Origin of the sequence: Alkalitalea saponilacus (assembly GCF_900168165.1) — a bacterium.
Lineage (GTDB): Bacteria > Bacteroidota > Bacteroidia > Bacteroidales > Marinilabiliaceae > Natronoflexus > Natronoflexus saponilacus.
This window is the reverse complement of the sequence record NZ_FUYV01000011.1, coordinates 1-23,804: the sequence shown is the minus strand read 5'-3', so window position 1 is coordinate 23,804 and position 23,804 is coordinate 1. Positions and strand designations below refer to the sequence as shown.

18 protein-coding genes are annotated in these 23,804 nt (G+C 35.9%); all 18 read left to right on the top strand.

Features of this window, described 5'->3' with window-relative positions:
• Positions 1–9 precede the first annotated feature (9 nt).
• A complete protein-coding gene (locus tag B5X70_RS09855; protein ID WP_079557740.1) occupies positions 10–1,170 on the top strand; it encodes a glycosyltransferase in 1,161 nt (386 codons plus the stop codon).
• Positions 1,171–1,172: 2 nt separating this feature from the next.
• Positions 1,173–2,048 carry a glycosyltransferase family 2 protein gene (locus tag B5X70_RS09850; RefSeq protein ID WP_079557739.1) on the top strand — a complete coding sequence of 292 codons (876 nt, stop codon included), beginning with the start codon at positions 1,173–1,175 and terminating at the stop codon, positions 2,046–2,048.
• Positions 2,049–2,145: 97 nt separating this feature from the next.
• Positions 2,146–2,904: a polysaccharide pyruvyl transferase family protein gene (locus B5X70_RS09845; protein WP_079557738.1), complete on the top strand. Its 759-nt coding sequence runs from the start codon at positions 2,146–2,148 to the stop codon at positions 2,902–2,904.
• Positions 2,905–3,876, top strand: a complete 972-nt coding sequence (locus B5X70_RS09840) for a glycosyltransferase family 2 protein (protein WP_079557737.1) — start codon at positions 2,905–2,907, stop codon at positions 3,874–3,876. It abuts the gene before it with no gap.
• 676 nt (positions 3,877–4,552) lie between these two features.
• The gene (locus B5X70_RS09835) at positions 4,553–5,242 is read left to right on the top strand and encodes a DUF4956 domain-containing protein (protein ID WP_079557736.1); all 690 of its coding nucleotides are present in this window, start codon (positions 4,553–4,555) and stop codon (positions 5,240–5,242) included.
• Between the two features lie 9 nt (positions 5,243–5,251).
• Complete coding sequence (locus B5X70_RS09830) at positions 5,252–5,995, top strand: polyphosphate polymerase domain-containing protein (RefSeq protein WP_079557735.1); 744 nt, start codon at positions 5,252–5,254, stop codon at positions 5,993–5,995.
• A gap of 507 nt (positions 5,996–6,502) precedes the next feature.
• Complete coding sequence (locus B5X70_RS09825) at positions 6,503–6,886, top strand: endonuclease domain-containing protein (protein WP_079557734.1); 384 nt, start codon at positions 6,503–6,505, stop codon at positions 6,884–6,886.
• Between the two features lie 670 nt (positions 6,887–7,556).
• Positions 7,557–10,502 carry a CotH kinase family protein gene (locus tag B5X70_RS09820; RefSeq protein ID WP_079557733.1) on the top strand — a complete coding sequence of 982 codons (2,946 nt, stop codon included), beginning with the start codon at positions 7,557–7,559 and terminating at the stop codon, positions 10,500–10,502.
• Between the two features lie 511 nt (positions 10,503–11,013).
• Complete coding sequence (locus tag B5X70_RS09810) at positions 11,014–12,360, top strand: glycosyltransferase family protein (protein ID WP_079557731.1); 1,347 nt, start codon at positions 11,014–11,016, stop codon at positions 12,358–12,360.
• A gap of 89 nt (positions 12,361–12,449) precedes the next feature.
• On the top strand, positions 12,450–13,085 hold the full coding sequence (locus tag B5X70_RS09805) for a class I SAM-dependent methyltransferase (protein ID WP_079557730.1): 636 nt from the start codon (positions 12,450–12,452) through the stop codon (positions 13,083–13,085).
• A 101-nt stretch (positions 13,086–13,186) separates the two neighbouring features.
• Positions 13,187–14,479, top strand: coding sequence for a glycosyltransferase family protein (locus B5X70_RS09800; protein WP_079557729.1), 1,293 nt, complete (start codon positions 13,187–13,189; stop codon positions 14,477–14,479).
• 126 nt (positions 14,480–14,605) lie between these two features.
• On the top strand, positions 14,606–15,778 hold the full coding sequence (locus B5X70_RS09795) for a glycosyltransferase family 4 protein (protein ID WP_198314197.1): 1,173 nt from the start codon (positions 14,606–14,608) through the stop codon (positions 15,776–15,778).
• On the top strand, positions 15,771–16,910 hold the full coding sequence (locus B5X70_RS09790) for a glycosyltransferase family 4 protein (RefSeq protein ID WP_079557728.1): 1,140 nt from the start codon (positions 15,771–15,773) through the stop codon (positions 16,908–16,910). Before B5X70_RS09795 ends, B5X70_RS09790 begins: the two co-directional genes overlap by 8 nt.
• Before the next feature lie 2 nt (positions 16,911–16,912).
• Entirely contained in the window at positions 16,913–18,328 is a 1,416-nt protein-coding gene (locus B5X70_RS09785) for a hypothetical protein (RefSeq protein WP_079557727.1), read from the top strand.
• Positions 18,329–18,343: 15 nt separating this feature from the next.
• Positions 18,344–19,339 (top strand): glycosyltransferase family 4 protein, encoded by a 996-nt coding sequence (locus B5X70_RS09780; protein WP_079557726.1) that lies wholly within the window; start codon positions 18,344–18,346, stop codon positions 19,337–19,339.
• Between the two features lie 1,081 nt (positions 19,340–20,420).
• Positions 20,421–21,617: an ATP-binding protein gene (locus B5X70_RS09775; protein WP_079557725.1), complete on the top strand. Its 1,197-nt coding sequence runs from the start codon at positions 20,421–20,423 to the stop codon at positions 21,615–21,617.
• Between the two features lie 1,469 nt (positions 21,618–23,086).
• Positions 23,087–23,329, top strand: a complete 243-nt coding sequence (locus tag B5X70_RS09770; RefSeq protein WP_079557724.1) for a hypothetical protein — start codon at positions 23,087–23,089, stop codon at positions 23,327–23,329.
• Entirely contained in the window at positions 23,320–23,616 is a 297-nt protein-coding gene (locus tag B5X70_RS09765) for a type II toxin-antitoxin system RelE/ParE family toxin (RefSeq protein ID WP_079557723.1), read from the top strand. Before B5X70_RS09770 ends, B5X70_RS09765 begins: the two co-directional genes overlap by 10 nt.
• Positions 23,617–23,804: the final 188 nt, after the last annotated feature.

Below are 23,804 nucleotides of genomic sequence, written 5' to 3'. Positions count from 1 at the left end.
ATAGTAATTATGAATAAAAATATACTTTTTCTTTCCAACAATTATCAAGGAGGGATAGCTGTTTTTAATGAACGTCTTGTAGAATGTATTAATAACTCCACAAATAATTCAGCTAAAGTCTTGTATTATAATACTTATCCTCAATCGTTTGAGGGTAAACGCACAGTCATAAATAAATTTGCTAATAAAACCTACTCATACCAAAAATTAAAAAGTCTTTTTTCTGAGGGGATTATTTGTTGTTCAGAGAGTATTGAACTAGAAGCATTAAACTATTTTAAGTACAAAGGACAAATTATATATTTCTTACATGGTGATTATCCTTATTATTACAGTACTGCGAAAAAATTCGAATCGATTATTGATGGATTTGCATGCGTAAGTGAATTAATAAAGGAAAAACTAGATACACTTTTACCTCATAGAAAGCATAATATTCAAATTATAAAAGCCATATTACCAATTATCACAGAACCAAATAGTGATGAACCAGACAATAAGAATGGGCTGATTTTTATAGGAAGAGCTATAGAAGCTAAAGGGTTTAACTATATCCCGGTCATATATGACAAATTAAAGGAAAAAGGGCACAATATTTCCTTATCTATATATTGCCAAGAAAAAAATGCATCAACTCAAAACCTTAAACAAAAACATCCCGAAATAACGATTGAGTACGGTAAAAAAAACGATCATATAATTAAAGTATTAAGGCAAGCTTTATATTTGATTTTTCCAAGTAAATACGAGGGGCTTCCTATAGTTGTCGCAGAAGCTATGCAACAAGGCGTAATTCCGATAACTTCAGATCTGCCAATATTGAAAATATTAACAAATAATTGTGGTTTTAACTTCAAATATAATGATGTTAACTCATTTGTAAATACAATAATCAAATTAGAGACTGATACCAGTTTGCAAAAACGACTTTCTAACAATGCAAAAGAAAAAGTAAAAAAATTATTTAATACTCAAAAAACTTTGCAGAATTTTAAAATATTGACTTCAATAAAAAAAGAAAAGCAGTTTATTAATTACAAGATGCTTTGCAGTAGATTAGATCGACCGTTTATTCCAAATTGGTTAACAATAAGAATCAGAATTACGAAAACTAAAACAAATAAAATACTAAACCTTCTAAATTACCTAAGAATTAAAAGTTACTTATAATAATGGATTCAACAACACCTCTCATATCAGTATTAATGACGGTATATAATCGAGAAAAGTATATATCGGAAGCCATTGAGTCGGTTATCTCCAGCACATACCAAAACTGGGAACTTATAATAGTGGACGACCAGAGTAAAGACAGATCAGTCGAGATTGCACGAAGCTATGAGGCAAAAGACAATCGTATTAAAGTATATGTCAACGAAAAAAATTTAGGTCAATTTCCGAATAGAAATAAAGCAGCCTCCTTAGCAATTGGGGAGTACATTAAATATCTTGATTCTGATGATATCATTTATCCACATGGACTTGAGGTAATGGTGTCCTCCATAGAAAAATTTCCAAATGCGGGGGTGGCAATTTGTCAAAGTAGTCCTGATATAAAACAACCGTATCCACTTCTAATAGATTCAAAAAATGCATTAATAGAGCACTTCAACGGAACAAAAATTTTTAATGCAGGCCCTTCAAGTTGTATATTCAATAAAGATGCATTTAACTATGTTAATGGATTTAGAATAGACAATTATGTTGGTAATGACACTCTTCTATTTCTGGATATTGCTAAATATTATCCTGTATTAAAAATTCCTAACGCTTTAATTTGGTGGAGACGGCATGAAGGACAAGAGTTTATCAATGGGCAAAACTCAAATACATATTTTATTTTTGATTTTAATAAACAAGTGGAATTCATTCTAGATCCTGAGATAAACTTTTCTAAAAATGAACGAAAAAAATTATTTAAAAGCTATTTCAATATGAGAATTGGACAAATTATTTCAAAAGCTTTTAAGAACGGAAAGTTTATTCTATCATATAAAGCCTTTATTGTTTCTAGAATGAACTTAGCCAAACTATTATACAAATATTAATTGAAAAATAAAATCTCAGAGTTTTTGATATCTATTGTTAAAAAATGCCATAGTGCCGTCATATTAATATAATACTTATAAAAACTTGATAATCATAATGAATTATATAGTTTTTCAGATACTAGCCGAAACGATCAACGATATGTGCAAAGGATCAAAGATATACTATCTTGCCAACCCCGGTAATTTGGGTGATGCCTTGATAAGGCATAGTACATTAATATTCTTTAATGACTTTAATATTCCATATCATGAGATAAGTTTAGATAGTAAAAAGGCGTTATTTAATCTAATGTTATATAGAAAGAAAAAAACGCTAATTTATGGAGGTGGAGGTGGATGGTGCTCAAATTGGAACATCGGATTTCCTGCTGTTAAAAGCAAATTAAAATACTTTAATCAAGCAATTGTACTGCCATCTACGTATGAAAAAAGCTATCTCTTAAAAAATACAGTTTTTTTTAGACGAGATAACTACGAAAGCAAAATAAATATGCCTAATTCTCACTTTTGCCATGATATGGCATTCTACTTTAATCCAGAATCGATTAATATAAATAATTCAGAAGACGAAGCTCATTTTTTTCGAACTGATTTGGAAGGTAAGCAATTAGGATTAAAATATCCCAATAACAGGGATATCACTAAGGATAAAAACCAATATGATGATATAAATCCATTTATCCATGAGATATCAAAGTATAATAAAATATATACAGATAAACTTCATATTGCTATTTTGGCTGCTAAACTTAATAAAGATGTGGAATTTTATAGTGGGAACTATTTTAAAAATAAAGCGGTTTTTTTATCAAGTATGAAGGACAATTTTCCAAAAGTTAAATTTATTGAATAAATGAATCCAAAAGTTTCTATAATAATTCCTGTATATAACGCAGCCCAATACCTTGAGGAAACACTTCAATCCCTATTTCATCAAACTTATTCTAATATTGAGATAATTACAGTTAATGATGGTTCAACAGACAATTCTCTATCAATATTAAAAAAATTCTCAAATAAACTTATTATTATCAATCAAAGGAATCAAGGACAGTGTATTGCTTCAAATAAAGGATTAAAAGCTGCAACAGGAGAATATATCAAATTTTTTGATGCAGATGACATCATGAATTCTGAACATATTGAGCTACAAGTAAAAAAAATAATTGGAAGAGAAAATGCCATTGCCTCTTGTGAATGGGGGCGTTTTTATAATGATAAGCCTGAATCAGCAAAATTTATCAGGGAAGATGTCTGGCAAGACATGCCCCCGTTTAACTGGATTAAAACGGCTCTTTCTCAACGCCATGATATGATGGGTGCATGGCTTTGGTTGATACCGCGAACCATAATTGAAAAATCAGGAGGTTGGAATGAGAGATTGTCATTAAATAATGATTTTGAATTTAGTATAAGATTGCTTTTAACCTGTAAAGAGGTTCTGTTTACTCCCGGAGCAAAAATATTTTATCGATCAGGAAATACCAATAGTTTAGCAGCTACTAAATCAAGGGCTGCATTTAAAGCAGCCTTACTTAGTACTGAATTAGGGTGTCGTTTATTATTAGTAGAAAATAACTCTAAGGATATAAAGAAATTATGTGCCAATAGATATCAGGAATGGGTATTTAGAATGTATCCCTTTTATCCTGAACTCGTGAAGGAAACTGAAAAAAGAATAAAAGAATTAGGCGGTAGCTCTCTAAGGATGGAAGGTGGCAAGGTTTTTCTTTTTCTATCAACTATTTTTGGTTGGAAAATCGCAAAACATATTCAAATCTTTTCATATAAATCAGGCTATAAACCAGCTTCTTTAAAATTATAAAAACCACTAAAAATGAATACAAAAAAAATAATTGTTAAAAACTTTGTCCCAAAATTGTATTGTTGCTTTTCAAAAGAAAATAATATCCAACTGGAGAAACAATAATAGACTATTACCGGTTCCTCACAAAATTAAGCAAAAGACAATAGAAGGACTATCCGAAAAAATATAAATATGCAACCGTCTCAAAACCATGCTGGCCACAGTAATATACCAAAAGACGTAAAATTGAAATCTGCTAAGCAAATAAAAATCACTGCTTAGAAAAACTCAAATCACTGCTGTGAAAAAAAAAATCACTGCAGTATTTTTTTTTTCACAGCACAAAATTATTTTTTCACACATGAAAATTTATCATTGTTAATTTCTCTGATTTTTATTTAAATCATGATATATCTATTCAAAATGCAATTAAAAATCACCTCAAGCTTTCCCACTAACTTCCGCAAATAAGAATCGAAAGACCATATTACCTGATCAACAGTGCCGGAGGCAGGACATAGTGGTCAATAGAAGAACCTGCAAGCCCGCACCTAATGTCCAGAATTCCCAACTGCAAAGCAACATTCCTCCTCAAGGCAATTCGGGAGAAAACAAAAGAAAGTGCAATCAACTTTAAATTCAACATTAAAAATAGAGACAAAACATAATTCATTTCATCAACATTATAACACACATGGAACAAATTCTTGAATTGATAAAAGGGTCATTAGCGGTTTCAAAACCTGATCTCTTCAGCATCGTTTTATCGTTGCTGATAGCCACCGCGGTATCATTGGTTATATCGCAGGTATATAAATATACACACCGGGGATTAACATTTGAACTCTCCTTTATGACAACACTGGTGGTACTGGCTCCCATCGTTGCCATTGTGATGTTATTTATTAGAGGTGATCTGGTGCTTTCTCTCGGGTTAATCGGTTCACTCTCCATCATCCGGTTCAGAACTCCCATCAAAGACACGCGCGATATGGTTTTTCTTTTCTGGGTAATTGCCACCGGGTTGGGATGCGGTACATACAACTGGACCATTGTTATCATCGCCACCATCATCATCACCATCATCATGTTTCTGCTACATTTTATCAAATACGGACAGTCCTCCAACGTTGATTTTGTACTGGCCATATCAGGGAAATCGGATTACATCACCAATGACATTTACCAAATAGTTCAGAAATACACAAAAGATAATCAGGTTCGGTCAAAGGAAACAGAACAGGATTTTTGGGAGGTGATATTTGAAGTAAGGTTCGATAAAATATCGGGAACGATCACCGATGAATTAATCCGTGAACTACGTAAAATACAGGGAGTTGAAAAGGTTTCGTTGTTGGCTCCGCAAATAGCCCTACCTGTTTAGAAATAAAATATGAATCACCCATCTTTTACAAACAGCAGATTTGAACTGAAATACCGCATCCACTATTTCACCTATTTGAAGATAAGAAATGCGGTTCGGATGTATATGAAAAAGGATAAATTTACCAGACAATCACCCGGTAAAGGATACCTGGTGAGAAGTCTCTATTTTGATACGCATGATTACAGCGCCTATCACGAAAAAATGAGTGGAGACAATGAAAGAATTAAGTTCAGAATCCGCACATATCATCATCAGCTGGAAGATCACACCCCCATCAGGGTTGAATTAAAAGGTCGTAAATCTGGTCTGGTTATAAAAAAAAGTTGCTTTATCTCTCCCCTATCCTATCGCAACTTTATTGAAAAAGGTTGTTTCGGTGAGCATGACAATCCCGTGATGGAAGAGTTCATCAGATTTTTGCACTTAAAAACTCTCCAACCCAAAATCATCACAAAATATTATCGTGAAGGATATGAAACAAAGTTCAAGAACGACCTGCGGATAACCTTTGACCATGAAGTGCAAAGCACCCATTCAACCACTCTTTTTCCTGAGAATACATTTTACAGGCAACATCACCACAATGGGGTAATCATGGAGATTAAATTCAAGGAGGAGCCTGCTGTCTGGGTAAGACAACTGGTTCACCATTATGGCCTTAAAACAGTTGCCAACAGCAAATTTACACAGGGTATTCAGGTGTCTCGTAAAGATTTGTACCATCCGGGGGGAATAGTAACTGTAAGGTAGGATGGTGGGAAGGAAATATGGTGAGAAGGTAGGATGGTGGGAAGGTGACAAGGTGGTATTCACTTATAATTATAACCCTACGCGCTTCCCCACTGACTCCCCTTAAGGGGAGAACCGGCAAGCGCGCTTCCAATACATACAGAATTCCCTGAGGCATAGCAGTTCACACCATTATGGGAAAACTTAGTGGAAAGCAACTAATTTATAAATACGCAAGCAACTTAAAATTCACCCCCTTCAGGGGGCCGGGGGGAAAACATGAAGGAAAGAATCCAACTCAAAACCCTATGCGCTTCCAATGCATAATGGATTCTCTTCTGCGAAGCCTTTTAGGATGGAAAATACCTTAAAATAGAAAAACCACTCAAAATACAAATCCATCTAATCACCCCCTCAAGGGGGTCGGGGGGAAAACAAAAAAGAAAACAACCAGCTTTTCAAATACGAAAACCCCTTAAACCTCACCCAAGAGGGAAAACAAGAAGAATGAAACCAACTTGAAAACCTATGTCCCAAAACTCAATTTCATACCTCGACAACTTATATTACGGTGCAAGCAACGAAATCATTGCACGTGCTAAAAACTTAAGATCGAGAATGACACCATCTGAAAAACATTTATGGCAACACATTAATAAAAATCAGATTAAAGGGCTTAAGTTCAGACGACAACATCCAATTGCCATATTTATAGCAGATTTTTACTGTCATCAAGTTAAGCTCGTGATTGAGTTGGATGGTAAATACCATAATTCCACTGTCCAAAAAGAACACGATATTAACAGAACTGCTGAATTTGAAAAACTAGGAATTAGTGTGATCAGATTCACCAACGAGGAAGTTTTAAATAATATAAATAAGGTTATCGGAATAATAGAGGAACAATTATAAAACCCTACGCGCTTCCCCGCAATCCCGCAAAGCGGGAGAACCGGCTAATGTGCATTCAATACATACAGAATTCCGTGCTGTAAAGCAGTACACACCATTATGGGAAAACTTAGTGGAAAGCAACTAATTTATAAATACGTAAACAACTTGAAATTCACCCCCTTCAGGGGGACAGGGGGAAAACATGAAGGAAAGAATTCAACTCAAAACCCTACGCGCTTCCCCACTGACTCCCCTTAAGGGGAGAACCGGCAAGCGCGCTTCCAATACATACAGAATTCCCTGAGGCATAGCAGTTCACACCATTATGGGAAAACTTAGTGGAAAGCAACTAATTTATAAATACGCAAGCAACTTGAAATTCAGCCCCTCAAGGGGGTCGGGGGGAAAACAAAAATAAATCAACCAACTTTTCAAATACGCCCCCCCTTAAACCTCTCCCTAGGGGAAAAGCATAAAGAAAAGTAACCAACTTTCATCAACTATAAACCATAAACCCTTCAACCCTGTCACCCTATTACCCTTCAACCCTTAAAAAGAGAACCCACAAACACGCATCTAACACATAAATAATTTCATACTGCGAAGCAGTGCTCCCCCCCCCGGAGCCCAGGGGGCGAAACCTCCTGAGAACAGAGCCGGGGGAAAAACAAAAAACTCATATTCCTTTATGCAGGAAAAACCATTTACCATCAAAAAATTTCTGGCATTTATCATATGCACTCTGACTCTGGGAGCTCTTTTGCTGGTTGCAGCCAATTACAACCCGGTCATTGATCTGGACAATCCGGAACTTGTAAAGATTATCCGTAAAAAAATTAATAAACCATCTGGGTATCTTTATAGAACAGACATCCTATCAATCATCCATCTCGATGCATCAAACAGTAATCTTAAATCACTTGATGGAATTCAGCGTCTCAGAAGATTAACCTCTTTAAATATCGAGAACAATCATATTTCGGATGTTGCCCCTTTGGGCGAACTGAAAATGCTAACCAGATTAAATCTTTCCAATAACACCATAGGATGCCTTTATGAAGCAGGTTTTAATGAACTTATATCTCTTCCACTGCGCAGATTGCAAATCAACAACTTTCCGCAACACCTTGAACCGGATAACCCACGAATTACAGACATTTCATTAATTGGCCATCTTACAGCCCTTGAAAGGTTGGAGCTGCGCGGCCATCTGGTTGATGACCTGACACCATTGGCACGCCTCCGAAACCTCAGGCACCTTAACCTTAGGGAAAACAAGCTGTCTTGCATTTTACCGTTGTCCAGTCTTCATGCCTTGATCTATTTAAACCTTCATTCCAACGACTCCGTTAAAAGTCTTGCACCAATTGCTCATTTAACGAATATTGAAACTCTAATACTCAGAAACGTTCCTATAGGTTCAGACATCCGATATCTGGAAAACCTTACGCGACTCATACGATTGAATCTCCGCAACTGCAACATTTACGATACAGAGGTCTTGGCAAAACTGATGGCACAGGGAGCTTTGCAGGACGATTGGGAAAACAACCGAATGGCAGAAGTGGACATCAGGGACAATGCCTTTCCCGAAACAGATTTTGATCCTTACGGCCCCATAAGGCCATACTGGAACAGAATATTCCATGCCAAAAGAGGGGTTTTACCAGCCACCGTCAGTTCCATTGAACCACCAAAATTCTCACACCGGGGAGGTTTTCACCCCGAAAGCTTTGATCTGGTTCTCTCTCATCCCGATCCCGAAGTAACCATCTACTATACATTGGACGGCTCCATACCTGATACTGCAAATATTAACGGCACTACCTATCTGTATCAAAATCAATACCAATGGCATGCCTGGCAAAAACCGGGAGAATTATTGTCAAACACATACCAAACTCAACTGTATAATCAGCCAATCAAAATAGTTGACCGTTCACCAGAACCGGATAAATTAACACAAATTTCCACCACATTCCACAGAGATCCTGCCAGATTTCCCGGTTATTTCCCGTCCTCTCCGGTTCACAAAGGTACCGTTGTGCGTGCCATCGCTTTTAAAAACGGAAATATCCCCAGCCAGATATCTACCAATACCTATTTCGTTGGGGAAAATCCATATACTTTACCTATCATATCATTGGCCATACAGGAAGATCAATTATTTGATTATAAATACGGAATTTATGTTGCCGGGGTAGATTATAGTAAATGGAGAAAAAAAAACACAAATAGTTTATTGCCAAATATCGCAGTAAATCGTGGAAATTATCAAAGAAGAGGGAGCAGTTGGGAAAGAACTCTCAATATTGAATATTACCCTATAATTAAAAGTTATACTACCATAAATAGAGAAGTCCTGATAAGGATTCATGGTGGGTTTTCACGTACTTTACCAAGCAAATCTTTAAGGTTATATACTAGTAGTAATACAAATGAATCTTCAACTTTGAATTTCCCTGAAATAAATGACATTGATTTTGAGAGATTTATTTTAAGGAATTCTGGAAATGATTTCCTGTATACTTATTTTAAAGATCCATTCATACAAAACCTTGCAAATGGATTAAACTTTTCAACTCAGGCTTATCAGCCTGGAATTGTATTTATAAATGGAGAATACTGGGGTCTCCTAAACCTCCGGGAAAGGTATGATAGGTATTATATTACAAATAAATACGAAATAGATCCAGATAGTATTGAGTATTTAACAGCAAATGCTATAATAAAAGAAGGTACAAATATTCACTATAAATCAATGATTGATTTCATAAAGAATAATCAAATATCCGATAAAATTAATTTCGAATATGTACAATGCATGATGGATATGGATAGCTTTATTGATTATTTCATCACCAATATCTTCATTAATAATAAAGATTGGCCAGGTGGAAATATTGATTACTGGAGAAAAAATAAGACCACTGATTGTGCTGATGAACTAGCATTTAATGATGGTAGATGGCGTTGGATGTTATTTGATACGGATTTTGGCTTCATCGATTATTCAACTAACACACTTAATATCGCAACCAATCCCAATAGCAAAGGCTGGCCTAACCCTGAATGGTCTATATTTCTGCTAAGAGAGCTACTCAAAAATGAAAATTTTAAAATACAATTCATCAACAGAATGTCTGACCTTCTAAACACCTACTTCCTTCAAGATAGAATAATAGATATGATTGATGATATGAAATCCGTTCTTAAACCTGAAATACCTGCCCATATTCATCGCTGGAGTTCCCCCAAAAGCATGGACGATTGGTTCGCCAACGTCGATCATATGAAAGTGTTTGCCACCCAACGTCCCGCCTTTCAGAGACAACATTTAAAGGATTTTTTTGAACTAGAAAGAGAGGTACTCGTAACGCTTGACATTAACAATCACCAAAATGGTTACATCACCTTAAACACAATAGATATACAACCTTCAACTCCAGGAGTATCAGAAACCCCCTATCCCTGGTCGGGCATCTATTTCCATTCTATGCCGGTAACCATCACAGCCAATCCCAAACCGGGCTACAAGTTCGTTAAATGGGTCGAAACTGGTTACATAAAACCATCTATTTCTTTCACCTTGACGGACAATATCAACTTTACAGCAATTTTTGAACGAGAATAACACAAATTGCCCGAAAAAAAATAAACCCAACTATTCTCAAAAAAATAAACACGAGGATCTCTTCATCAATTTATGGGGCAGTAACGGACAAACCAATTATATTAAAACAAGTGCATGGTTAACTCCAAGAAGATTAATTGAGAAAAATGGTGATTGGGATGAATCGCTACTCAAAGATCAGGATGGAGAGTTTTTTGCGAGAATTGGATTAAGTAGGAAAGGCATTAAATATGTACCGAATGTAAAATGCTATTATCGCAAACACGTGTCTGGAAACAATATTGCATCACAACTTAAAAAGGAACATCTTATAAGCAACCTGAAAGCCATAGAACTAGGCACTAAAAAGATGTAAAGAATTGGGAGGTTCTGATTATACTCCAATTTTAGGTGGGAAAATGATTGAAATTACTAAAATTTTATTAGGTTGGCGCTTTGCTAAATGGGTATCATGGTATGGCCACAAAAATAAAATAATGACCAGGCTTTTCTCCAGAAAAATAATTCAATAATGACCGGAAAGCAACTACTATTTCTCACCACCGCCAATCTGGCATCCAACCCTCGTCTGGTGAAGGAGATAGATCTCTTTTCAAAAGCGAACAAAATCACCGTTTTACTTTTTAAGCTAGGAAACTGGAGCGATGCCATCAACGAAGAAATGATGAGTAACAGAACTCATATTCAATTTATTCAGTTGGATGTTACACGTAGCAAATATTTAAAATGGCTTTTTTGGGCAGTATTAGAAAAAAAAGCACGTATGTTCTGGCCCATTTTAAAACAGAGCATCTGGCTAACAGCTTTGGCTCAAACCAGAAGATCCATAATGCTTTTGACAAAAGGCAATCATATTTGCAGAAATACAGACCTCATCATTGCTCATAATCCCGGAGCGCTTTATCCTGCTTATGCACTTTCAAAAAAATGGAAAACTCCTTTCATCTACGACATAGAAGATTATGATCCGGGCATAGATGTGCCTAACGGAGGTTCTCATTACATTCCTGTATGCGAAAGAATGCTAAAAAACTGTTTACCACAGTCCAAGGCGCTTACAAGTGCGAGTCCTCTGATAGAGGAGTACACACTGGCTCTCATTGGAGGGCATCCCAATCACAGTGTCATTTTAAACAGCTTTCCATCTGATGAGTTCATTCCACCCTTAAATAGAGAAGATAAGATATTAAAACTGGTTTGGTTCAGCCAGACCATCTCTTTTGGCCGTGGACTGGAACAACTGTTTGCAGCACTACTCAAAATTTATCAATCAGAAGAGATCATGCCTGTAAAAGAAAAACCAGAAATTCATGTCACCCTTATTGGCAATTTGGATCCATCATTTGAACAGGAAATCATCGTGCCATTTTTAAAATCATTGAATGATATTGAAAAATCTGATAAGCCAAAAGAAACAGAAAAAGCATCTGATTCCCCTTTACAAAGCATTGCAATAGGAGTATCCAAAATTTTAACAATCCTCCCTCCCATGGCGCAATCCCAACTCCATGCGGAACTGGCCAATTATGATATCGGTATGGCACTGGAACTGGATAACACAGATCTTAACCGCGGGTTATGTCTCACCAATAAAATCATTGCATATGCCCAGGCAGGATTATATCTTTTGGCTACTGACACCCCTGCACAAAAGCAATTTATGGAAGAGGACTCCGACAGAGGGATCATTTGCGGACAAAGGCCTGTGGAAATTGCTAAAATTCTTGATAATCTACTGAGCCAAAAGGAAGAATTAATTAATACCCGTAGTAATAGATTTAAGCAAGGAAGAGAGTTGTCATGGGAGAAGGAATCCGAAAAATTGAAGCAAATCTGGCAAACAATACTATCAACCTGATTTCTCTAATAAAATTATGCTATTTTAGACGCTGTGAAATACCAAATAAAATCTAATCAATCTTAAGAATTGATTATCAAAAAGGAAAAATGGAAAAAGTCTATGTACAATATGGTTGTGGCCTTTCTGCTCCCATAGAATGGATGAACTATGATATCTCACCCACTTTGAGACTTCAACGGTTACCTTTAGTTGGAAATCTCTTGCGAAGAATGATGGAAACAAAATTTCCATTAAATGTTAAATATGGGAATATTGTTGCAGGATTACCTGTTCAAGATGACAAATGCGATGGAATATATTGTTCACATACGTTAGAACATCTGTCGCTAAACGATCTAAGAGTTGCACTTAAAAATACTTACAAAATTTTAAAGCCGGGAGGGATATTCAGATGTGTTCTACCAGATCTTCAATATGCAGCAAAGTCCTATCTCATAAATTTAGAGTCCGGAAAAGGTGATAGCAGCATTGATTTCATGTTATCAACTTCCTTGGGAGAAGCATCTCGTCAACGTGGCATTAAAAGCCTGCTTAGCTACCTATACGGAAACTCAAAACATTTATGGATGTGGGATTATATGTCCTTATCTGAAGAATTAAGAAAAATAGGCTTTTTAGATATTCGGCTTTGTTCTTTTAATGATTGCGAAGATGAAATGTTTAAGCTGGTTGAGAACAAAGAAAGATTTAACAATGCATTAGCATTGGAATGTAAAAAGTAATAATAAGTGGTATATGAATGTATCAATATATAGCTGCTTATTCAAATTAATAGCATTAACATTTTGAATGATTGTATGGGCAATCAATATGCACATTAAGAATGAAAATACTCATTATATCACCTAACTACCCCCCTGTAAATACGCCGGATATGCACCGCGTCCGACTTAGCATTCCTTTTTTTAAAAATGCTGGGTGCGGCATAACTGTTATAGCAGTAAAACCCAAATATATTGAAGCATCTATAGATCCGGTGCTTGAGAGTTTGTCAGATGATTGTCGTGTTATCAGGGTTTCGGCATTTCCAGTAAAAATTACCCGCAAATTTGGTCTGGGTAATTTAGGTTACAGATCCTGGTTTCAAATAAAAAAAGCCGGGGACAGTCTTCTTCGAAAAGAGAAGTTTGACCTGGTCTATTTCAGTACTACGGCCTTCCCTGTAATGACTCTTGGCAGAATTTGGAAACAAAAATTCAACATTCCTTTTGTATTGGACATGCAGGATCCCTGGAGAAATGATTTTTATCTATCACAACCTAAATCAAACAGACCTCCTAAGTATAAAATAGCTCATTTTCTTGACAGCATGTTGGAAAAGTGGACTGTTCCACATGCCAATGGAATGATTTCCGTATCTGATGCATACCCATCAACATTGAATCAACGATATAAAACTAACATACCTTCTTCAACAATTACTTTTGCAGCCTCCTATAAAGATTTTGAAATTGTTGAAAAATCAAACTTAGTAAACAACATTTTTAAAAAAGAAAAAGACACCGTAACTCTGGTATATATGGGAGCGGTCACCCCTGGGATGCCTATCCCCGTTAAGCAAACACTTCAAGCCATCAAAGAATATGTTCTTAAGCCAGACTCGAAGAAAATAAAGGCATTTTTCATAGGAACATCCTATGCCTCATCTAAAAATCCGGCCTATCGCATAAAATCAATTATAAAAGAAACCGGATTGGAAGCATTTACTTTTGAATCTCCGCATAGAGTTGGTTATTTTCAGAGTATAAAATTACTTATGGATGCCGATGCATTGCTTTTACCAGGTTCTATAGAAGCCGGATATACAGCCTCTAAAATCTACCCATACATACTCTCAAGAAAGCCAATATTTGCAGTTACTCACGCACTTAGCAGCGTATCAAAGATATTAAAAGGTTGCAAAGCCGGCTCCGTTATTACGTTTAAAGATGAAAAAGATTTATTGAATAAACAGAGTCTGATAAATAAAGAATTTGAACAATTTATGAACGCATTGCCATTCGAAACCAATATAGATAAGGACTATTTTAAACCATATACTGACCATTCAGTTGCTTCCAAACAACTTGATTTTTTTAAAAGAATAATCAAATCATACGTAGGAAAAACTTCATAAAATACAGAAAAGACTTTGTTTAGTTGAGAAAATTATCTGAAGAATAATTCAGACAATTTCTTTTTAAGAAATCAAAAGAACATAAATGAAGCTTTTTCTAAACAATAATAATCCAAAGAGTACAGAGTGATTGTCAAATTAGCAATAATAGCCTCGCATCCTGTGCAGTACAATGCCCCTCTTTTTGCTTTATTGTCTAAGGATGTCCACCTTAAGGTATTCTACACATGGAGCCAGAAAGAAGAAGATAATTATGATGCTGACTTTAAGGCCAATATTGAATGGGATATTCCTCTATTGGAAGGGTATGAATTCAGCTTCATTGAAAACAAGGCACCTCGACCGGGAGGTCATCATTTCCATGGCATAATCTGTCCTTCCCTGATCAGAGAGATTCAAAACTGGGAGGCAACGCATCTTCTCATTTTTGGATGGAACTACCATGCACATCTTTCGGCTATGCGTTATTTTAAAAATAAAGTCCCTGTTTGGTTCAGAGGTGATAGCACATTGGTGGATGAAAAGCCAGGTATTAAGACATTTCTAAGAAGAAGATTTTTAAAATGGGTTTATCGGCATATTGATAAAGCTTTGTACGTTGGCTCCAACAATAAAGCCTACTTTATTAAGCATGGATTAAAGGAAGAGCAATTGATTTTTGCACCTCATGCGATCGATAACCATCGTTTTTCTGACGATTATGATCCTAATTATAACACGAAAGCCATAGAATGGAGAAAAAAACTAGGAATAAAAAAAACAGATAAAGTGATTCATTTTTGCGGAAAATTTGAGGATAAAAAGAATCCTATTCTATTATTAAATGCGTTTTTAGATATAATCAAACAGCCTGACTTCTCTCACCTAAAACTTTTATTGACAGGAAGTGGTCACCTCGAAGATCAGCTACGGTCAATTGCCGGCAAAAATCCTGCTGTAATTTTTCAACCTTTTCAGAACCAAAGTGTAATGCCCATCATTTATCGCCTTGGGGATATCTTCTGCCTTCCTTCTCAAGGCCCGGGAGAAACGTGGGGTCTGGTTGTTAATGAGGCAATGGCTGCTGGAAGACCTGTAGTAGTCAGTGATAAAGTTGGATGTGCGATTGATCTTGTTAATAAAGATACAGGTAAAATTTTTAGATCTGACAGCAAAAGATCCTTAATCGAATCCATTTTATACATAATCACCAAACTTAATTCTCCAAGTCATTACTTATCAATAGATATAAAAAGGCACATCGAATTATGGTCCTTCGATAACATAAAAAAATCAATATTAAATAACTTCGATGCCTAAAATTCTTGCAATCTTTGGAAATGTAGCCTTGTACGGCCAAGAGAGAAGCAACATCCATGTTTTCAATACCCTCAGGAATAAGGGATACGAGCTGCTTCTTTTAGTCAACGATCGTGGATTTCATTGGCATTTGCAGCCTGAAGTAGATGCACATTTTTTAAATTATAAAAAAATCAGATTTCCGTGGAATTTTAGAAAAACTTTAAAGATAAAAAGTTTGTTGTTATATTTGATGGATACGGTTCGCTATAACATCGAATTTTTAAATTCATACAAGAAGTATAAACCAGATTATATTCATATAGCAAATGATTTTTTTTACATGACTTTGTGGCCAACATTAATATTTGTCAATTGCCCAATCATTTTCAGACTCGGAGACAAGCCTACAAGACGTTTTTTTTATGAGAAATGGCTATGGAAATACTTTATTATAAAACGAACAAAACATTTTGTTTGTATTTCAAAATTTATAGCCACAGAGTTAAAAAAAATAGATCCAACTTTTAAACGTCTTTCTGTTATATATAACATACCCCCAACTAGGAAAGCAACAATAAAAGAGAACCTACCTCAGAAAGACGATAGTAAGTTCACGGTTCTATATGTTGGTCAACTCAACAAGATTAAGGGAGTTCATATTTTATTTGAAGCAGCGATAAAGTTAATGACGATAAAAAAAAGTAAGTTTCGTTTTATTTTTGCTGGTCAAATCTACCAAAGTGATCTCTTTAAAGAGATTTCAAAATCATCATTTTACAAAAAAAACAGAGAATCATTAATTTTTACAGATAAAGTTCAGAATATTCATCATCTATATCAAATTTCTGATGTAGTCGTAGTACCCTCTCTTGTTGAGGAGGCACTTTCAAACATTGTTGGAGAAGCAAAACAAGCTATGTGTCCGGCAATTGTATTTAATAGTGGCGGCTTATCAGAGCTTATTCAGCATAAAGTAAATGGTTATATTTGTAATGAAAAAAATGCTGAATCAATTATAGATGCAATTAGCTACTATTTAAATAATCCAAACACATTAGAAAAGGCCAGAATGGCCTCATATGATTCAATTTTACATCTTGGATTGACGCAGGATATGTTTACCCAAAAATGGATCTCAGTTTATAATTAAAAATGATAATACGACCCTTTACTGGTGAATTCCGCCATAATATCATCCAAAAAGCTATTATTGCTATTACAATATTGGGCTCAATATGGACAATATTTTCACCAACATATTTTGAATATCTTGTAGCAATGATTTTATTGCTATACCTTGCCTATTACTTTATGCAGTCTGTATTTACTGTTGGTATTTTTTTAGCTTTATTCTATCAATGGGTTCAGGTTTCTATTAAAGCAATCTATGGAGCATTTACCGGTAGTTCACTTGAATCGCTCACAAAATATCCGGAACATATTTCGAGTGCTTTCTTTTTATCTGCTTTAAGTTTATTATTACTTTCAATGGGCATTAGGCAAATAATTAAAAAGTTAGAATTTTCATGGGATGATTTAAACTTTTATATTAACCAGTATAGTGTACATAAATTTTTCCTTCTATATCTAGCTTTTAACTTTATTAGTGGATTTCTATTCACATTAAGATTTACAATACCCGGATTGTTTCAGGCGATTGCTATACTTTCATATTTTAAATGGTCTTTATTTATAATCCTTTTTATTTTAGTTCATAAAAAACAAAAGTTGTTAGTTCCATTTTGGATTCTTGTAGCTATTGAGTTCTCAACAAGCTTTATATCATTCTTTGCAAGTTTTCGTTCAATCATAATCTATTTATTAATAGGATATTTATCTTTAAGATATATATCTAGTCGGCGACTCACCCTAATAGGAATTTATGGGTTCATGATATATCTTGTTGCAATTATTTGGACAGATATAAAAATGGATTACAGACAGTTTCTAAATCAGGGACAACAAACCCAGGCAATACTTGTATCTAAAGAAGAAGCTCGGAATTACTTAAAAGATGCCATTCTAAGCTACAATTTTTCAGGAGCAAAAGAAACAAGAGAAGAACTAATTAACAGAATGTCATATATTGATTTTTTTTCTGCAACTCAGGATTATATCCCTTCAGAAAAAGATCATGAGAATGGAAAAGTTTTAAAACAATCTGTCATGCATATACTAATGCCCAGAATGTTTTTTCCTGATAAACCAATTGTAGAGGACTCTAAGCATCTAACCAAATACACTGGCATATATTTCCCCTCCTATGCTAAAGGTGTTTCATTTAGTTTAGGGTATACTGGTGATTTTTATATAGACTTTGGGCCGGTTCTCATGTTTCCAGCGATTCTTTTGTTTGGCCTCCTTATTGGTATAGTTTTATTATCTATTCATTCTACTAGCCCAAATGTTCTATGGAGTTTTGGAGCGCTTACCGCAGCTTTTGATATTTTATACAAATTTGAGAATTCGCAAATTAAGTTTCTTGGTAATCTAATTTGGTTTTGGATCATATTTATGATTCTCAACAAATTCATAATTCCCCATATTGATCATTACCTAAAAGAATAACTCAATATATACAGTATGCAAATTACCTATTTTCAGCGCAAACCTTACGATTTTCATTACAGCATAGAAAAACTATTTGATACCATTCGTACATATCTTCCCGAAGAGATAAGGTTTTCAGTGGTAACATGCCCATATCACAGTTTAGGAATCACAACACGAATCAAAAACATCCTTTTCGCCTATAGAAACAAGGGTGAGATAAACCATATCACCGGCGATATCCATTATCTATCTTTGAGCTTACCTGTTACAAATACCATTAATACCTTCCATGATTTTACATTTCTTCGTACTTCTAACAAACTCAAATATGCATTTCTCAAGCTCTTCTGGGTTACCATCCCTGTAAAACGGTCTTCTATAGTTACTGTCATCTCTGAAACCACGAAAAGAGAATTAATTCAACTCACAGGATGTGCAGAAGAAAAAATTAAAGTGATTCCCAATATTATTCCTTCTCATTTTGTTCCGGTTCCTAAACAATTTAATAGCCACAAACCGATTATTCTCCATATAGGAACTACCCCAAATAAGAATACAGAGCGCCTTTTTGAAGCCATAAAAAATATTCATTGTCAACTGCTCATAGTAGGTAAGCTCTCAAAAGAACATCAGGATTTATTACAGAAATATGATATTGACTATACAAACTATTTCAAGATTAGCGAAGAGCAATTAACATCACTTTACCAACAGTGCGATATCCTCTCCTTCTGCTCCCTCAACGAGGGTTTTGGCATGCCCATCCTTGAGGCACAAGCCACAGGTCGTCCCGTTGTAACCTCCAATATTTCTTCAATGCCAGAAGTTGCAGGAGAAGGTGCCTGCTATGTAAATCCTTTTGATGTAAATGATATAAGAAAAGGCATATTAAGCGTCATCAATGATGATACATACAGAGAAACACTCATAACAAACGGATTGAAAAACACGAAACGTTTTCAACCAAAAGAAGTCGCCGCCCAATACGTCGCTATTTATGAAGAAATTTCAAATAGCATAAAATAACCCGTTCCAGACACCCACCCCCTCAGAGCGAGTTTTTAACCCCGAACTCAGTCTTTATCTACAGGCATTCGCCTAAACCAATTCAAAAATATCGCATCTATAGCGCATTGGGCAAGCAACACCAATTAAGTATGCAATACCAGTCACGCCCAAACAGGAACTCTGCAAACGCGCTTCTTATCCATACAGAATTCCCCTCTGCAACGCAGCATTCCCCCCTTGGGGGGCTAGGGGGCGAAACCTCCCTGGAGCCAAGAGAAAAACAAAGGGAAAACAACCAACGTACATTTCGGTGCGCTGCACCTTACATCAAAACTGTAACACATATTCTATCAATATCACGCGGCTCTGCCGCTATAAACTAATTCAGAAACACGCCAAGGTGCAGAGCACCGATACCATAATAGGTACAGAGTACCGATATCATAATAGGTACAGAGTACCGATATCATAATAGGTACAGAGCACCGACATCGTAATAGGTACAGAGTACCGACATCGTAATAGGTACAGAGTATCGATATCATAATAGGTACAGAGTAACATTTCTAGAAAGATATTCATCGCAATTCTTTAATAGATATCGCACCTACGGCGCTATGATGCACATTACGCATTGTAACACGGGGCTTCACCCCGTGCTATTGCGATATCGCACCTACGGCGCTTGAGCTGCATAAGAAAGGATCCCCCTCTGCAACGCAGAATTGCCCTCCCGATTCTCGGGACTCCACTCATTTCATTCGTTGAGCCTTTGTTGGGGGGCTAGGGGGCGAAACATCCCTGGAACCAAGAGAAAAACAAAGGGAAAACAACCAACTTACATTTCGGTGCGCTGCACCTTACATCAAAACTGTAACACATATTCTATCAATATCACACGGCTCTGCTGCTATATATTAATTCAGGAACATGCACAGGTACAGAGCACCGACATCGTAATAGGTACTTATCCTGAAAAGCGGAAAACCCGCAAACGCACATCTAACCCACAAAACAATCTGCATACTACAACCAACAATAATTATCATTTTTTGCATTCCACAACCAACAAATATCTATCTTTGTAAAAAAGACTAACATGGAAATTTTACAAGAAAAGTTTCGAAAAAAAATTGCACGTACAGATTTAAGGTTTACCCGTAATATTCTGGATGAAATCAATTGGGATGCACGTCTGATTGGTATAAAGGGAGCAAGAGGAGTAGGAAAAACAACACTGTTACTGCAATACATCAAGTTGTTCTTATCAAACAAATTATCAAAGACACTTTATGTAAGCATGGACGATATATGGTTTAGCGAGCATAAATTGACCCAACTCGTTGACACCTTTGTTAAAGAAGGTGGTGAGTTCTTGTTTCTTGATGAAGTACACAAATACCCACAATGGTCCATCGAAATAAAAAACATATATGACGACTACCCTGATTTAAAAATCATTTTTACCGGATCATCCTTGTTAGAAATTCTGAATGCACGGGCAGATTTAAGCCGACGGGCAATTACATATACCATGCAAGGATTATCATTCAGAGAATTTCTGGCTTTAGAGACCGGAAATAAATATCCCCTAATTACTTTGGAAGATATTATTATCAGCCATGAACAAATTACTTCTGACATTGTCAAAAATCTAAAACCTTTCCAATATTTTGAAAACTACCTGTACAATGGTTATTACCCTTTCTACACTGAACAACCTGATTTATATCACATCAGATTAGAAGAAATCATAAACATGATTTTAGAAATAGAATTACCACTACTAAGGAATGTAAATATAAACTATACCAAAAAACTAAAGCAACTCATTTACATCATAGCTGAGTCTGCACCATTTATTCCCAATATTTCAAAAATCAGCGAACGATCAGGTATAAACAGGGAAACCATATTGAATTACATCCATTACCTTACCGAATCTCAAATACTGTTTTCAGCATATAGAAACTCAAAAGGCATAAGTCAATTACAAAAACCTGATAAATTGTATCTTGAAAACAGTAACCTTATGTACACTTTTAGAGGAGAGTTGATCAACAAAGGAAATATGCGGGAAACATTTTTTGTCAATCAATTAAAATACAAACACACAATAGAATTGTCTCACGCAGCAGATTTCATTGTAGATCAAAGATACTCCTTTGAGATAGGCGGAAAATCCAAGAACAAAAAACAAATCACGAACTTGCCTAATGCATATATTGTAACAGACAACACCGAAATTGGTATTGGTAACAAAATACCATTATGGCTTTTTGGTTTTTTATATTAGTAACATGACGCTTGAGCTACATAAGAAGAAATCCCTTCTGCAACGCAGCATTCCCCACTTGGGGGGTTAGGGGGTGATACATCCTTGGAACAAAGAGTCAGGGGGCGAAACCTACTGAAGATATAAGGAAATCTTAAAATACGATTCACTGTATATTGATGGGATGACTTTGAGTCATCCCATCAATTGAATCTGCTTTACACGCCTGCATTAAGTTGCCCTTACAGGGCGACTGATATTGGCATTACATTTTACCCGGGGCGTTGCCCCCGGGCTTAATTAAATAAGGCTTTCAGCCTAAAAATACGAAATCAATTCAACACCCTCCCGATTCTCGGGACTCCACTCATTTCATTCGTTGCACCTTTGATGGGGAGCTAGGGTGCAAAACCTCCTTGGAACCTAGAAATAAAAATAGAAAACAACCAACGTACATTTCGGTGCCCTGCACCTTACATCAAAACTGTAACACATATTCTATCAATATCACGCGGCTCTGCCGCCATAAATTAATTCAGAAACATGCCTGGGGATGTACCGACATCATAATAGGTGCAGAGCACCGAAACATAATAGCCACAGAGTACCGAAATCGTAATAGGTACAGAGTACCGACATCATAATAGGTACAGAGTACCGACATCATAATAGGTACAGAGTACCGACATCGTAATAGGTACAGAGTACCGACATCGTAATAGGTACAGAGTATCGATATCATAATAGGTACAGAGTAACATTTCTAGAAAGATATTCATCGCAATTCTTTAATAGATATCGCACCTACGGCGCTATGATGCACATTACGCATTGTAACACGGGGCTTCACCCCGTGCTATTGCGATATCGCACCTACGGCGCTTGAGCTGCATAAGAAAGGATCCCCCTCTGCAACGCAGAATTGCCCTCCCGATTCTCGGGACTCCACTCATTTCATTCGTTGCGCCTTTGTTGGGGGGCTAGGGTGCGAAACATCCCTGGAACAAAGAGTCAGGGTGCGAAACCTACTGAAGATATAGGGAAATCTTAAAATACGATTCACTGTATATTGATGGGATGACTTTGAGTCATCCCATCAATTGAATCTGCTTTCAGGATTTCCTCTGCAACGCAGCGTTCCCCCCTTGGGGGGTTAGGGTGCGAAACTTACTTGCCACCGAGCTTAATAAATAAGGCTTTCAGCCTTGAACTATTGTGAAATTTTCGATATTCAAGCAATCCATATACACACAATAACGCCACGAAGTGGCAGCTCAATTCAACCCAACGGCATCGCCTTGGGCAACGGCATCGCCTTGGGCACAGGTAAAGTATGGCCATAACGTCCTGAAAGGACAACTTAAATATCAGAGAGCAGCAAACAAACCTTATTCAAATGTACCACTGAATAAAATCTTAATTTTTGCATTAGTTTCAATATTACTATATATTTGACTATAGAAAGGTATCTAAACATAAAAACCATATCAATGAACACAATAGAATTAAAAAAGAACTTTCATAACCTTATTGATAGTATTGATAATGAAAATATTTTGATAAGTTTTTATGAAATGATTAAATCCAAAACAGACACAAAAGCCGGGCAACTCTGGGGTCGCTTGACTAAAAATGAACAATCAGAACTATTGAAAGCCTTTGAAGAAAGTGACAATCCGGATAATTTAGTTGACTTTGACACCATAAAAAAAAAGCATGAGAAATGGCTTTAGAATTAAAGTGGACAAAGAGAGCTGACAAAAAATTTGATAGAACTCTGGAATATTTATCAACAGAATGGGGTGATCAGGTAACAAAAAGTTTTGTCGGAAAGGTATATGATTTTCTTGACCTTTTGATTGATTATCCCAAACTGGGTTCAATTGAGAACAAAGAAAAAGGCATAAGAGGATTTTCAATCATCAAACAAATCAATATTTTTTACCGAATAAAAGGTAATACCATAATCATTCTTGATTTTTTTGATAACAGGCAAAATCAGAAAAAGAAAAAGTTTTAATTTGAATAATTCCTCATTAGCCCAAGTTTATAACTATTGCTCTGCATTATTCAGCATGCGCTCACCGCACTTTTTACAAAACAAAAATGATACCGCACCTACGGCGCTATGATGCACATTACGCATTGTAACACGGGGCTTCACCCCGTGCTATTGCGATATCGCACCTACGGCGCTTGAGCTGCATA

What these genes read in the sequence shown, in the direction of transcription:
- B5X70_RS09835 (WP_079557736.1), top strand. Translation starts at nt 4,553, where the DNA reads ATGGAACAAATTCTTGAATTGATAAAAGGGTCATTAGCGGTTTCAAAA.
- B5X70_RS09770 (WP_079557724.1), top strand. Translation starts at nt 23,087, where the DNA reads ATGAACACAATAGAATTAAAAAAGAACTTTCATAACCTTATTGATAGT.
- B5X70_RS09780 (WP_079557726.1), top strand. Translation starts at nt 18,344, where the DNA reads ATGCAAATTACCTATTTTCAGCGCAAACCTTACGATTTTCATTACAGC.
- B5X70_RS09830 (WP_079557735.1), top strand. Translation starts at nt 5,252, where the DNA reads ATGAATCACCCATCTTTTACAAACAGCAGATTTGAACTGAAATACCGC.
- B5X70_RS09850 (WP_079557739.1), top strand. Translation starts at nt 1,173, where the DNA reads ATGGATTCAACAACACCTCTCATATCAGTATTAATGACGGTATATAAT.
- B5X70_RS09785 (WP_079557727.1), top strand. Translation starts at nt 16,913, where the DNA reads ATGATAATACGACCCTTTACTGGTGAATTCCGCCATAATATCATCCAA.
- B5X70_RS09840 (WP_079557737.1), top strand. Translation starts at nt 2,905, where the DNA reads ATGAATCCAAAAGTTTCTATAATAATTCCTGTATATAACGCAGCCCAA.
- B5X70_RS09820 (WP_079557733.1), top strand. Translation starts at nt 7,557, where the DNA reads ATGCAGGAAAAACCATTTACCATCAAAAAATTTCTGGCATTTATCATA.
- B5X70_RS09765 (WP_079557723.1), top strand. Translation starts at nt 23,320, where the DNA reads ATGGCTTTAGAATTAAAGTGGACAAAGAGAGCTGACAAAAAATTTGAT.
- B5X70_RS09790 (WP_079557728.1), top strand. Translation starts at nt 15,771, where the DNA reads ATGCCTAAAATTCTTGCAATCTTTGGAAATGTAGCCTTGTACGGCCAA.
- B5X70_RS09805 (WP_079557730.1), top strand. Translation starts at nt 12,450, where the DNA reads ATGGAAAAAGTCTATGTACAATATGGTTGTGGCCTTTCTGCTCCCATA.
- B5X70_RS09775 (WP_079557725.1), top strand. Translation starts at nt 20,421, where the DNA reads ATGGAAATTTTACAAGAAAAGTTTCGAAAAAAAATTGCACGTACAGAT.
- B5X70_RS09855 (WP_079557740.1), top strand. Translation starts at nt 10, where the DNA reads ATGAATAAAAATATACTTTTTCTTTCCAACAATTATCAAGGAGGGATA.
- B5X70_RS09800 (WP_079557729.1), top strand. Translation starts at nt 13,187, where the DNA reads ATGAAAATACTCATTATATCACCTAACTACCCCCCTGTAAATACGCCG.
- B5X70_RS09845 (WP_079557738.1), top strand. Translation starts at nt 2,146, where the DNA reads ATGAATTATATAGTTTTTCAGATACTAGCCGAAACGATCAACGATATG.
- B5X70_RS09825 (WP_079557734.1), top strand. Translation starts at nt 6,503, where the DNA reads ATGTCCCAAAACTCAATTTCATACCTCGACAACTTATATTACGGTGCA.
- B5X70_RS09810 (WP_079557731.1), top strand. Translation starts at nt 11,014, where the DNA reads ATGACCGGAAAGCAACTACTATTTCTCACCACCGCCAATCTGGCATCC.